Here is a 12,958-nt window from a genome sequence, read left to right as displayed (position 1 = left end):
TTCGTCAAGGGAACCTTAGTGCGGGTGCCAATTATACACTGGACTTTACAGCAGCCGACTTTTCTATCAATCCACAAACATTGGTTCTGAACGCCAATTCCGGACAAAATAAAGTTTACGGGGAGAATGACCCTGCCCTTACCTTTACGAGCAGCGGTTTCGTAAACGGAGAGGACGAATCACTACTTTCCGGATCTCTAAACAGGGAAATTGGGGAAGATGTGGGCGCTTATGCAATCAATCAGGGAAGCCTGAGTGCAGGCACTAATTATCAAATTCAATTTTCCGGAGACACTTTCCAAATTCTTCCTCGTGTCAAAAACAGCACACTGGTCCTTGATGAATCGGGAAAAGCAACCTTGGAACCTGTGAGTCTGCTTGATCAACCGCTGGCGGCCGGTCAACTCGTCATTCTTGACAGGGTTGATTTTGATTGCACGACTTTAGGCGAACAGGAAATTGAGGTGAGTGTTTTGGATAAAAATGGAAACGCATTTAATTCAAATGCACTGGTGAATGTGGAAGACCAATCCGCTCCTCTACCCTCCCTCGCCAGCCTTCCCGTATTAAGAGCGGAGTGTGCTTTGGAATCCTGGGAGCCTCCCACAGCGAGTGACAATTGTGATGGAAGTATTGTTGGAGTACCCGATAAAAACCTTCCTATTCAGGAAAATACGCTGATTACCTGGACATTTACTGATTCGAATGGAAACAGCAGCACCCAGACGCAGGAAGTAGTCATCGCGGATGTCACTGCGCCGGTGATCGAATCCATTCCGGCGGACCAAACCATTTATTTGAATGGCAGCTATGAATTGCCTGACTTCACCGAGGTGGCAGTGGCACGGGACAATTGTGAATTATCCCGGTTCGTTCAGCTTCCGGCTCCGGGAACACAGTATTCCGATGCCGAAACCATTCTTGTGCAATTAACGGCTACCGATACAGACGGTAATGATAAAACTGCTTCATTCGAAATAACGTTGGTAAACCTAAACCTGGTAGCCATAGAAGATCCAGAGTTAGTCACTATCCCCTGGAATACTCCACTAGAATCCGTTTCCTTCCCGGATAAAATTACCGTACGGCTCAGTAATGGACAGGAAAGCAGCATTCCGGTTAGTTGGACGATTCCTGTATTGGATACCAAAGTTGCTGGTTTGTATCAATACAAAGGCACTCCGGACGTTGGCAACATTCAAAATCCGGATGGGTTGGAACCTATTCTAAGTATCTTAGTTGAAGACAAAGCCCTTCCGGAAGGAATCACGCTATCTACCGATGAGTTTGCTGCTGATAGTGATCCCGGGACGGTTATCGGCTCCTTGAACACATTGGATCCGGCAGACAATATTCACCGATATGAGCTAACCGGATCAACAATGGATAACCGCTATTTCGGGATTTCAGGCAGTGACTTATTTTGGAACAGTCAGGAAGCCCTGCCGGGAAAAACCTCGTTTAGCCTGCAAGTAAGCAGCACGGATAGGGCTGGGAATACCATTTTCCAAACCTTCACCCTGAACAGGAGCAGGGCCGATCTGGATGCTATTTTTGTACCCAATTCGTTTACGCCCAATGGGGATGGCGTCAACGATGATTGGGGTGTAAATGATCTCCGATATTATCAGGATAGTAAAATCGCAGTCTATGAAAGAAGCGGCAAGCGCATCTTCTACACAGAAAACCCGAATGAACGGTGGGATGGAACTTATTTTGGTAATGAATTGCCTACCGGAACCTATTTCTGGGTGATCAGTTTGGGAGAAACGGATGAAATCCGACGGGGAGTACTCACTATTTTTAACGATTAATCAAAGGAACATGAAAATCAGCAATGCACCCATAACAGCCTGCCTCGTTCTACTGATACTGGCTTTTCAAACCGGTAATCTACAGGCACAGTCAAGAAAATACATCAGTCAGTTCAGCCATTTCCAAAGTTATTTCAACCCTGGCCTAACGGGTTATGAAGGGAGTACTTTACGAGGTTTTGTAAGAAATCAATGGTCCGGGATGGAGGGGGCTCCCAAAACCTATTTTATCGGTGCCGAAATGGATTTTGCCGAAGCGAAAGGACTGGAAGACCCTGCTCTGATGGGGAAAAATGCCTACAGCATTAACCTGATGCATGATACCTATGGAGCCTTTAAAGAAACGGAGCTTTTGCTTGCTTATGCCAGCAGGGTTCGCTTGACTAGCGAGCACCAATTACGATTGGGGGCTGCCCTAAATTACCAAACCATTAGGCTGGATGGAAATGCCCTATCCAGTGAACAAGCTGGGGATCCCCTTATTGGTCAATACCTGGGCAGCTTTTCGGACATGCAAATTTTTGATTTTAACATCGGACTGGCACTTACCCATAAATCCTATTATTTTTCCTATGCCATGAACAACGTAAATAAAGGACGGATAGTTAGCGGAGAAGAATTCATGGATGGTAGGCCTGTTACCTACATTGCGCAAGCTGGCTTCAGAGAAACCCTCTCTCCACAGGTTGCTTTGATTGTCAATGGTTTTTACCGGAATCAAGAAGGATTGCCTGATAACATCGAATTCAATTTAAAAACCCTACTGGGAAACAAGCTATGGATTGGTGGGGGGCATCGGTTTGATTATGCCAGCAACCTTCAATTTGGGGTGTTGTTCGACAAGTTTAGATTGGGTTACATCTATGAATTTCCGTCAAACCGTAGCTACCTGTTGCCAGGTCAGACCCACGAATTTGCGCTGGTCTACCACCTATTTGGAAGTAACGATCAATCAACCAATAATGAGTTAGTAATCTGGTAAGGAGATGTAAGCCCTTTACTTATTCACAATGGGTGATGTTTCCATCCAGTAGTTCCGTGGCCTGTGAAGCAGGAAAGGAAAGGGAAGGACTCAGGTAAGGTATCCCCCAGCCCATCCCTCTAATGATAAATAAGGTACCCACTACCAAGGCAAAATAGGGTAGTAATCGATTTACTCTCAGCCGGAGGCCAGCAGAGAAGGCATTTCCGGAGATCATCAAAAGGATCATTACCGGAAACGTCCCCAAACCAAAGAAGAACATGTAAGCCATTCCTTGTATGGGGCCTTGCAGTCCCAACGAAGCCATCAACGCCATGTAGACCATTCCACAGGGCAGAAAGCCGTTTAATATTCCAGATAAAGCAAACGCCCGGGTACCACCGGGTTTGATAGTACGTCCCAAACGGGATTTTAATTTGGCCAATGCAGCCGACAAAAAGGAATTGGAAGCCCAGGTTTCGGATTTGCGGTAGGAAAAAGCCATCATCAGCAGGACCCCTCCTGTCAAAATGGAAAGCCACTGTTGAATGCCAGCCATCGCCAGGGAAAAGCCAAGTAAGCCCACCAGCCCCCCTAACAGGGAGTAGGTAAGGGTTCTCCCAGAATTGTACAGAAGCTTATTTACCAGGTATTTGTTTTTATCCTTTCCTGCCAGTGCCAGCGCAATGGGACCACACATTCCAATGCAGTGGAAAGATCCCAAAAATCCCCATATAAAGGCCGTCCAGAGCATCGTTAATTATAAATCAATCTTTTTCTCTTCAAAGAAACCTTTTCCATTTTCTTTCCAGGTAAGTTTTACTCGCCAATACCCTGTCTCAAGATCATTGAGGTTGACCGTATTGACATCCTTTTCTGTAATGTCCACATCGATCTTTCGATCCATTCTGGCATCCGATGGCCGGAACAAATGCAATTCTCCCTTAGCCCCAATGGGAAGGTTGAGCGTCAACACCTTTTTCCCGACATCAAACCGCAAGGCTTTTCTTTCAGACTCAAACGAATTGCTGACCTTATCAATATGTTCCTGATACCTGATTTCCTCTTCATAATAATTATCCGTCACCAGATGCAGGTCATCCTGTTTCATACAAATGGTGACCATGGTAGCCATTAAGGCTACGAATACGACAAAAACTACTACTATTCCATTTCCCCAATTCATAGTGTTATTTTTAATGCGTTCAATTTTTTACCGGCCCCATAAAACTGGTGGCCATTTTGTCAATGGTTTCGCCATTTTGCTTCAGAAGAAGGACGATGTTTTCCTGCGGCACGACCATGTCATCCTGGTCCTTTACCAGAAAAAAGCGCCCTTCAAATTTAGACTGCCCGGTCAGGTTCCAATCCGTGTCCCCCACTTTTTCCATGCGAATAGTAGGATCCTCTGGCACAATACTTACCTCCTGCGCCTCAAAGGTCTTGTTGATCAATGTTACCTCATACAAGTTACTAATCTGACCACCCTCTCGCTCCTGATAGGTCATTCCCCGAAACCGGGTCACGGTTGCCGCCAGATCATCTCTGGTAACCAACAAGGCTACGAATCCAGCAATTAACAACAGAAGTATGGAAGAATAAGCTTTTACCCTGCCGGTAATCAATTTAGACGTTCCGGTGACGATGCTCGTTTCCGAAGCATAGCGGATCAGGCCTTTCGGGCGATCTACCTTTTCCATGACCTCATCACAGGCATCCATACAAGCTGTACAATTGACGCATTCCATCTGCACTCCATTTCGGATATCAATACCCGTTGGACACACCTGCACGCAAAGGGTGCAATCCACGCAGTCTCCCAAGGCCTTATCTTCCACCTTATTTTTCCGAATGGGACCCCTGGGCTCTCCCCTCACGTAGTCGTAACTTACATTGATGGATTGATTATCCAGTAGAACTCCCTGTAATCTTCCATAGGGACAAACCACAATGCAGGCTTGTTCCCTAAACCAGGAAAAGACAAACAAAAAGATACCGGTGAAGGCGATCAAACCTAAAAATCCGGCCGGGTTTTCAGCAGGAGATTGCTGGACAATTTCCTTTACTTGATCTACCCCAATCAGGTAGGCCATCACCGTGTGTGAAATTAGTAAGGAAATGAGAACAAAGATCGTCATCTTCAGTCCTTTCTTTTGCATTTTTTCTCCATTCCAGGGCATGGCATTTAGTTTCCGCTGCTGGTTGGCATCCCCCTCAATCCAATATTCAATTTTACGGAAAACCATTTCCATAAAAAGGGTCTGCGGACAGGCCCAGCCACAAAAAACCCTTCCAAAGACCACGGTAAACAAGATAATAAACACGACAAAAATCAGGAGTAAAAAAATAAGCAAATGGGTATCTTGTGGCCAGAATACGGCCCCGAAAATTATAAACTTGCGCTCAAAAATATTGAATAACAACCAAGGGCGACCGTCTATTCGGATGAAGGGTCCGGCAAACAAAATGGCAAGTAAAATCCATGAAAAATAGGTTCTCCACTTGTAAAATTTTCCAGAAACCTTCTTGGGATACACCCAATTTCTCCCTCCGTCTTTCGTGACGGTTCCCATGGAATCCCGGAATTTATCAGGGTCAAGGTTTTCATTTTTTATTGCCATAACTATATTTTACTTTAAATAGGTAAAGGCGGGTAATGGAAGGTCGGGACAGTGTGTCCCGACCCAAATAGATTACTCCACCGGCTCTAAACCCAGCTCATCTTCTCCCAGCGCATCGACAGGATCTTCTACCTCAGGTTCGTATTTTTCTCCCTGCGGCTCTTTGGGGTTGGCAGGGGTGGTTCCCTGAAGGGTAAGCACGTAGCTGGAAACCTGCTGCATTTGCTCCGGACTAAGTTGATCTTGCCAGGGAATCATCCCCTTTTCGATTACTCCGTATTTAACCACCGAAAAGACATCCTTAATGTCTGCTCCGTGAATCCAGTATTCATCGGTAAGGTTAGGCCCAACGCCGCCGCCCCCATCCATGGCATGACAGGCGGCACAGTTTCCTGCGTACAATTCCATGCCTGCCTCAATAGCCGGAGTTGAAGAATCAAATTCAACGGACGTTTCATCTATAGATGCCAACATGGATTCCCCTCTGGATTCCTCCTCCATAGCGGCAATCGCCAATTCCTCTTCATATTCCTCGTATTGGGTCTTTCCGATTCCCAGGATCGAATAATTAACAAAGTAGAGTATAGCAAAAGCGATACTCATATAAAAAACGTATTTCAACCAGGGAGGCATGAAATTATCGAGTTCCACGATACCATCGTAGCTATGGTCCAACTGGATGTCTTTTTCCTGTTCAATAGGTTTCATTTTACCCGTTACAAATTTCACTTTGAATTCTTCCCACCAGGAAGGCTTCTCCGCCAGGGCCGGATTATCCTTGCGGATCACCGTCATCAGAAAAGATAATAAATACAGCATCAACCCCATGATGACCACGATTAAGAGCAATACTACCCCAATGATCATCAACAAGGCTGCCTGGCCGCTATCCAGTTGCTGCAGTTGGGCGGTCCAGCTTTCCTCACTCTCCTGAGCAAGGCCAGGGATTACCAAAAACAGGGACAATAAGGAAGCTCCAATCAGTTTAAACGTTTTCATAGGAATCATCTTTTTGAGGTTCATCTTTCAAAGGCATTTCTTTCATGTGGTCAATGTAATTCTTATCTACACGAACGACCCACCAAAACATCCCCACAAAGAAGATTACAAAAATCAGCAGGGAGATGATGGGATAAATTTCAATGTTTTCTATAGATCTTAATATTTCCTTTTGCATGGTCGTTTCCGTTTTATGGGTTGGAACTGGTGGTTTTACTGATATCGGTACCTAGTCGCTGAAGGTAGGCAATCAACGCAACTATCTCGGATTCAGGCAGGACTTCTACGCCTGATTCTTTCAGCCCTGCCACAATGGATTCTGCCTGTGCGTTCAAATCGTTGATGGCTGCTTCATCATATCCCTCCGGATAGGGAACCCCTAGTTTCTGCATGGTCCGGATCTTTGCTCCTATATTACTGTGATCCATCAGATTGGTCGTCATCCAGGGATAAGGAGGCATCAGTGACCCCGGAGACATGGTCCGGGGATCCACCATATGGTGGTAATGCCAGCTATCGGGATATTTGCCTCCTACCCGGTGCAGATCCGGTCCGGTACGTTTAGATCCCCACAGGAATGGCCTGTCGTAAACGTATTCGCCTGCTTTGGAGTATTCGCCATAGCGTTCCGTCTCGGATCGGAATGGCCGAATCATTTGAGAATGGCATCCGACACATCCATTGGAAATGTAAAGATCCCTTCCCTGCAATTCAAGTGGAGTATAGGGCTCTACGCTGCTGATGGTGGGCACGTTGGATTTAATCAAAATGGTAGGAATAATTTCGACAACGCCTCCAATCAAAATGGCTACCGTGGCCAGAATGGTGAAGAATACGGGTTTTCGTTCCCATGCCCGGTGCCAGAATTCGCCCTTGGTAGACACATGCTTGGCCAGCGCGGGGGCTTCATCGGCTTCTTCTTCGAGGAACGATCCGGCAGCAGCCGTTTTCACCAGATTATAAACCATGATAATGGCTCCTGACAGGTATAAAAGGCCACCGAATGCCCGCAGCATGTACATGGGGACGATCTGAATGACTGTTTCCAAAAAGTTGGGATAGGCCAACCTTCCCGCATCTCCGAATTCCTTCCACATCAAACTCTGGGTAAGCGCCGCTACGTACATGGGCAAGGCATAGAAAAGAATACCCAAGGTACCCAACCAGAAGTGGGTATTGGCCAATTTTACAGAATACAAATTGGTTCTCCACATTTTTGGCCACAACCAATAGAGCATGGAAAAGGTCAGGAAGCCATTCCATCCCAAACCGCCGATGTGAACGTGTGCCACGATCCAATCGGTGTAGTGGGCGATGGCATTAACGTTTTTCAAGGAGAGTAAAGGGCCCTCAAAGGTAGCCATGCCATAGGCAGTAACCGCTACTACCATAAATTTCAGTACCGGGTCTACCCTTACCTTGTCCCAGGCCCCGCGAAGCGTCAGCAGGCCATTCACCATTCCTCCCCAGGAGGGAGCGATAAGCATGATTGAAAAAGCCACGCCCAGCACCTGAGCCCATTCCGGCAAGGCGGTGTACAGCAAATGATGCGGTCCTGCCCAGATGTAGATAAAGATCAGGGACCAGAAGTGGATAATGGAAAGCTTGTAGGAATATACCGGCCGGTTAGCGGCCTTGGGCAGGTAATAATACATCAGGCCCAAGAATGGTGTGGTGAGAAAAAAGGCCACCGCATTGTGTCCATACCACCATTGTACCAACGCATCCTGAACGCCCGCATAGGCTGAATAACTCTTAAAAAGCGATACCGGCAAGGCGAGCGAATTGAATATGTGAAGGACCGCCACGGTCACAAAGGAAGCCAGGTAAAACCAAATGGCCACGTACATGTGCTTTTCCCTACGCTTGATTAGCGTACCTATCATATTCGCTCCAAAAGCCACCCATACAATGGTAATGGCTATGTCAATGGGCCATTCCAACTCTGCATATTCTTTGGAGGAAGTCAAACCCAAAGGAAGGGTGATGACAGCAGAAAGGATAATGATCTGCCAGCCCCAGAAATGAAACCAACTTAGCGTTTTGTTCCACATAGGTGCTTTCAGCAAGCGGGGCATGGAGTAATAAACCCCGGCAAAAATGGCATTGCCCACAAAGGCAAAGATTACGGCATTGGTGTGTAATGGTCGTAACCTGCCAAAAGTAGTATACGGATTGCCCATGTTGGCCTCGGGAAGAAAAAGCTGCGTCGCAGCAATCACCCCGATCAGCATACCGGCTATCCCCCAGATAATGGTGGCTGCACCAAAGTATTTTACGATCTTATTATCGTAACTAAACTGTTCAAGTAATGGTCCTGACATATCACTTCGTTTTTTTAGGTGTTTTTTTAATCGTTTTATTTTTGGCTTTTTGATCAAATAGTATTCTCATTGCAGGGGTGTGCTGATCGTCATATTGGCCGCTTTTTACTGCCTTAAAAAACAGCCATAAAAAGCCACCGGCCATGACCAGACTCACTCCAATTAATACAAATATCACTTCCATCCTGATGTGGGTTTTTCGTTCATGCCCTTTTGACGAGCAAAATAATTCGTGGCCAACGTCGTAAACAATACAACTGAAATACTACTTGCAGGCATTAAAATAGCGCAAAAGACTGGACTTATCAACCCTTGAACAGCAAAGAAAACGCCGAGGCCATTATACGTAAAACTGAGTCCAAAACTGCTTTTGATGATTCTCCTTCCCAGCCGCGCAAATTCAATATAGGCGGGTAAATAGCGTAGTTTTTCTCCATCCAGGAGGGCATCACTTGCCGGGCTAAAATGAGATATGTTTTCCGTCACCGCAATACCCACCTGCCCCGCTTTCAATGCTCCTGAATCATTTAGTCCATCGCCGACCATCAGTACCTGCTTTCCCTCTTCCCGAAGCCGGTGAATTTGATTCAATTTATCTTTTGGACTTTGCTGAAAATGCATGTGCATACCGGGACCAAATTTTTCCTCCAGGTAAGGTCTTTCATGATCCTGATCTCCTGAAAGCAGGTGAAGGGAATGAGATTTACCCAGTGCCTGTATCATTTCCGCCATCCCTTCCCGCATACCGCTTTCAATATAGAAAGTACCCAAATGGACCCCTTCAATGAGTAGATGCACTTTATTTCCCCTGCTTTTCGTACCGAGCTCATCATTCATCCCGGAAATGGATGCTGCTCCCAAAAACACGTTCTGCGATTTGTAAATGGCCTTTAGTCCTTTGCCTGGAACTTCCTCCGCTTGCGCTAACATGGCAGCTGGTATATCTCCCAACCAGCGATTTATCCGGTTACTCAAGGGATGAATGGAATGATTTACCAGTGCCTTCAATACGGAAAGGGTTTCCTCCGAGAGTGCTTCGCCTTCGTAATGTATCTTCGCTTTAGAAGGGGAGGTAAGGGTACCCGTTTTGTCAAATACAAGGGTATCCACCATGGCCAGCTTTTCGATAACCTGGGAGTTTTTCAGAAAAAACCCTCGTTTTCCAAAACTCCGCATCACATTACCCAATGTAAAGGGCGTGGACATGGCCAGGGCGCAGGGACATGTGATAATTAAAACAGCCGTGAACGCACGGACTCCCATGGGCAAATCATAAAAACTCCAATAAAACAGCGCTCCAAAGGCAATCAACAGCACGGTAAGGGTGAATTTACCACTAATGCGGGTAGCGAGGGAGGCAAGGGAATCTTCCTGATCTTCCTTATTAAAGGTTTCCTGATTCCATAAGTCGGTGAGGTAGCCCTGAGAGGGTGATTTCTGAACCAGTAATTGAACGGACGAGCCTTTCAACCTTCCTCCGGCATAGACCAAAGCTCCTTTTCGAACCCGTACCGGGACCTCCTCGCCAGTCACGAAGCTATAATCAATCAGCGCCGCTTCATCCAGCAATTTACTATCAGCAGGTACCAACTCCTCATTTCTGACACTGATTCTATCTCCGACCTGAATTTTCGTCAATGGGATCACTTCTTCCCTGTCTTTCACCATCCGGCTCACCGCAATGGGAAAATAAGAAGTATAATCCCTGTCAAAGGATAAGGTATCAAAGGTTTTTTGCTGGTACCATTTGCCTACAAGTAAGAAAAATAACAGCCCCCCCATCGTATCCAGGTATCCCTCCCGGCCCATCACGAAAATTTCATACAGGCTATACAAAAACAAGGTGACTATGCCAATCGCAATGGGTACCTCCATACTCACTGACTTGTTTTTCAAGGACATCCATGCGTTTCTAAAATAGTCGGTCGCTGAATAAAAAACCACGGGCAATGCCAACAGGACGTTCAGGTAATGAAACAACTCCCTGAAACCATCCCCAAGTAATTCCGCCTCTGAAAAATACTCCGGCAAACTGAAAAACATCATGTTGCCAAAACAAAAGCCCGCCACAGCCAATTTGTAAATCAATTTCCTATCTACGGCTGGCTTTTTTGGATGAACCATGTCCGACAAGTGGATTTGCGGTTCGTAACCAATACCCGCCATCAGGGATACCAGATGCTTTAAGCCAATTTTTTCTCTTGAAAATTTAACCTGTACTTTTTTATTGATAAAATCTACCCTTGAATAAAAAATGCCTTCGTGCAACCGGTGTAGGTTTTCCAATAGCCAAATGCAGGAAGCACAATGGATCAAGGGCACATAAAAGGTAACGTGGATATTTTTTTCATCCTTAAAATCGACCAGATTATCCAAAACTTCCGGATCATCCAGGTAATCGAAGCGATTAAAGCGGTTATTTTCCTTTTTCTGATTACTTCCAGGTGAATCAGAGATATCGTAGTAGTCGCAAAGATCATTTTCATTCAACACCTCGTAAACCGTCTTGCAACCGGTGCAGCAAAAATCCTTGTCATCGTGCAGAATTATTTCCTCGTCACAAAGTTCCCCACAGTGGAAGCAGGTGGTGCGGGTTTCATCATGAAAGCGGGTCGAAGTCTTTTCCATTTGGCAGCAAGTTACATCAGCTAAAAAGTCGAAAGTATGACGAAAGTCATTAAATATACTGATTTATAAAGCCAAATAAAAAGAAAGCCGCTCGTACCACATGCCTCCCTTGTAAAAATGAAAAAGCACTTTGGCCAGATCGGCCTGATTATTTTTGGTGGTGACTAGCAAAGTACACTGATGTTTAACTGCATAGGACCAGAAATCCCCGATTCTGTTAAAATTAAATTTGATAAACGAAGTTTCTGCCGTACGATTCCGCACCTCTTGAATGATCTCATGCTCCTCCTTTAATTTCGATTTGGGTATAAATGCCGGAGAGATTATGGTAGCCTTGCTGTTTGAAATATTCTCTGAAAACAATTCCAGAAATTGCTTGATAATCTTAGCCGAAGCCGGTGTGCCGTCGTAATGAAAAAGCAATCGTTCGAAAGATAGCTCCCGGTCGTACAGCAACACCGGGACCTCACAGGGTTCACTCTCCATGGCCTTGGGGTAATCCAATCCATGCAACCAATCCAGCACCTTTGGCAAGCGGGCTGTATAGAGTTGCGCCGGTCCGTTTTCCAATAGCCGCTGATTTTCACTCACGATGGCAGTGGTGAAACCTTTCGGTGAGGGAAACCGGTAATGTGCGGTAACCAGGTCATCGGGAAAGGCAAAATGTACATCCAATTTGCGCTGCATAAGCCAATCTTTTTTTTACAAAGCTAGCAGCAGTGGTGACTAGAGACAGTGATATTGGGAAGGCCCGAACATGATTAATGTCATGTTTTATCCACAGGGCTTTTCCTGAAGAGTAGGGAAAAACTTTATTTCCACCCTTTCGGAGTTATGTAGTCAATAATGACGAAATTAACAGCAACAAATTTATTTCGATGAAACAACACCTTACTGCCGTCATTTTTGCCCTGGCCATTGTTAGTTCAGCCATTATTTTAGGCAATTCCTTTTGGAAAAGAAGTCTTGCCCAATCCAAAATTTCCGTCACTGGTCTGGGAGAAACTGACTTTATTTCGGACCTGATCGTTTGGGATGGGCATTTTGAAAAACAAGCGTATTATTTGGGAGAAGCCTATACGGGCCTGGAAAAGGACAGAACGGTGGTAATGGAATACCTCACTGCCAAAGGAATCGCCCAAGAGGAAATCGTCTTTAGTGCAGTGCAATCACGTCGAAATACGCGGGCTGATTACAATGAAGAAGGCCGATTCATGGGAGATACGTTTCTCGGGTATATCCTAAGTCAAAACATAAGCATTGAATCCAAAGAAGTGGAAAAAGTAGAGAAAATAGCTCGTGAAATCACAGAATTACTTAACAAAGAAATCCAGTTTTACTCCCAGGCACCCCGCTATTATTTCACCCAGCTAGCCGACTTGAAAATAGAACTCATATCTAAGGCCACCGAAGATGCCCGACTCAGGGCAGAAACGATCGCTGAAAATTCAGGAGCAAATCTTGGCAAGCTGATCACTGCCAATATGGGGATATTTCAGATAACCGGTCAAAATTCCGGAGAAGATTACTCCTGGGGAGGCACTTTCAATACTTCCTCCAAAGCAAAAACAGCTTCCATCACCATGAAACTGGACTACCAAATCAAGTAAA

Annotated in this window: 12 protein-coding genes; 3 read left to right on the top strand and 9 right to left on the bottom strand. The window is 45.6% G+C overall.

Going from position 1 to position 12,958, the window contains the following annotated elements; all coding sequences use genetic code 11:
- Together GJS45_RS05615 and GJS45_RS05610 are read left to right on the top strand one after the other, a co-directional pair.
- On the top strand, nucleotides 1-1,814 hold a 1,814-nt coding region (locus GJS45_RS05615), incomplete at its 5' end, for a T9SS type B sorting domain-containing protein (RefSeq protein ID WP_162340459.1).
- Between the two features lie 10 nt (nucleotides 1,815-1,824).
- Entirely contained in the window at nucleotides 1,825-2,796 is a 972-nt protein-coding gene (locus tag GJS45_RS05610; RefSeq protein WP_162340458.1) for a PorP/SprF family type IX secretion system membrane protein, read from the top strand.
- Nucleotides 2,797-2,815: 19 nt separating this feature from the next.
- Here GJS45_RS05610 and GJS45_RS05605 read toward each other — a convergent pair whose 3' ends face one another.
- The 9 genes from GJS45_RS05605 to GJS45_RS05565 form a co-directional block, all read right to left on the bottom strand.
- Nucleotides 2,816-3,529, bottom strand: a complete 714-nt coding sequence (locus GJS45_RS05605) for a sulfite exporter TauE/SafE family protein (RefSeq protein WP_162340457.1) — start codon at nucleotides 3,527-3,529, stop codon at nucleotides 2,816-2,818.
- A 6-nt stretch (nucleotides 3,530-3,535) separates the two neighbouring features.
- Nucleotides 3,536-3,961, bottom strand: a complete 426-nt coding sequence (locus tag GJS45_RS05600) for a FixH family protein (protein ID WP_162340456.1) — start codon at nucleotides 3,959-3,961, stop codon at nucleotides 3,536-3,538.
- Between the two features lie 19 nt (nucleotides 3,962-3,980).
- Nucleotides 3,981-5,396, bottom strand: a complete 1,416-nt coding sequence (gene ccoG / locus GJS45_RS05595) for a cytochrome c oxidase accessory protein CcoG (protein WP_162340455.1) — start codon at nucleotides 5,394-5,396, stop codon at nucleotides 3,981-3,983.
- 72 nt (nucleotides 5,397-5,468) lie between these two features.
- The gene (locus GJS45_RS05590) at nucleotides 5,469-6,395 is read right to left on the bottom strand and encodes a cbb3-type cytochrome c oxidase N-terminal domain-containing protein (protein WP_162340454.1); all 927 of its coding nucleotides are present in this window, start codon (nucleotides 6,393-6,395) and stop codon (nucleotides 5,469-5,471) included.
- On the bottom strand, nucleotides 6,382-6,573 hold the full coding sequence (locus tag GJS45_RS05585) for a cbb3-type cytochrome c oxidase subunit 3 (protein WP_162340453.1): 192 nt from the start codon (nucleotides 6,571-6,573) through the stop codon (nucleotides 6,382-6,384). Before GJS45_RS05585 ends, GJS45_RS05590 begins: the two co-directional genes overlap by 14 nt.
- Before the next feature lie 13 nt (nucleotides 6,574-6,586).
- A complete protein-coding gene (gene ccoN, locus GJS45_RS05580; RefSeq protein ID WP_162340452.1) occupies nucleotides 6,587-8,719 on the bottom strand; it encodes a cytochrome-c oxidase, cbb3-type subunit I in 2,133 nt (710 codons plus the stop codon).
- A 1-nt stretch (nucleotide 8,720) separates the two neighbouring features.
- Nucleotides 8,721-8,903, bottom strand: a complete 183-nt coding sequence (ccoS, locus tag GJS45_RS05575) for a cbb3-type cytochrome oxidase assembly protein CcoS (RefSeq protein WP_162340451.1) — start codon at nucleotides 8,901-8,903, stop codon at nucleotides 8,721-8,723.
- Nucleotides 8,894-11,347 (bottom strand): heavy metal translocating P-type ATPase, encoded by a 2,454-nt coding sequence (locus GJS45_RS05570; RefSeq protein ID WP_162340450.1) that lies wholly within the window; start codon nucleotides 11,345-11,347, stop codon nucleotides 8,894-8,896. The genes ccoS and GJS45_RS05570 overlap by 10 nt, the downstream gene beginning before the upstream one ends.
- Nucleotides 11,348-11,410: 63 nt before the next feature.
- The gene (locus GJS45_RS05565) at nucleotides 11,411-12,034 is read right to left on the bottom strand and encodes a hypothetical protein (protein ID WP_162340449.1); all 624 of its coding nucleotides are present in this window, start codon (nucleotides 12,032-12,034) and stop codon (nucleotides 11,411-11,413) included.
- A gap of 191 nt (nucleotides 12,035-12,225) precedes the next feature.
- On the opposite strand from GJS45_RS05565, the gene GJS45_RS05560 reads away from it, so the two are divergent.
- Nucleotides 12,226-12,957, top strand: a complete 732-nt coding sequence (locus GJS45_RS05560) for an SIMPL domain-containing protein (RefSeq protein ID WP_162340448.1) — start codon at nucleotides 12,226-12,228, stop codon at nucleotides 12,955-12,957.
- Nucleotide 12,958 lies beyond the last annotated feature (1 nt).

The organism is Cyclobacterium salsum (assembly GCF_010119245.1).
Lineage (GTDB): Bacteria > Bacteroidota > Bacteroidia > Cytophagales > Cyclobacteriaceae > Cyclobacterium > Cyclobacterium salsum.
The sequence above is the reverse complement of the archived record's forward strand: the minus strand, read 5'-3'. Positions and strand labels throughout refer to the sequence as shown.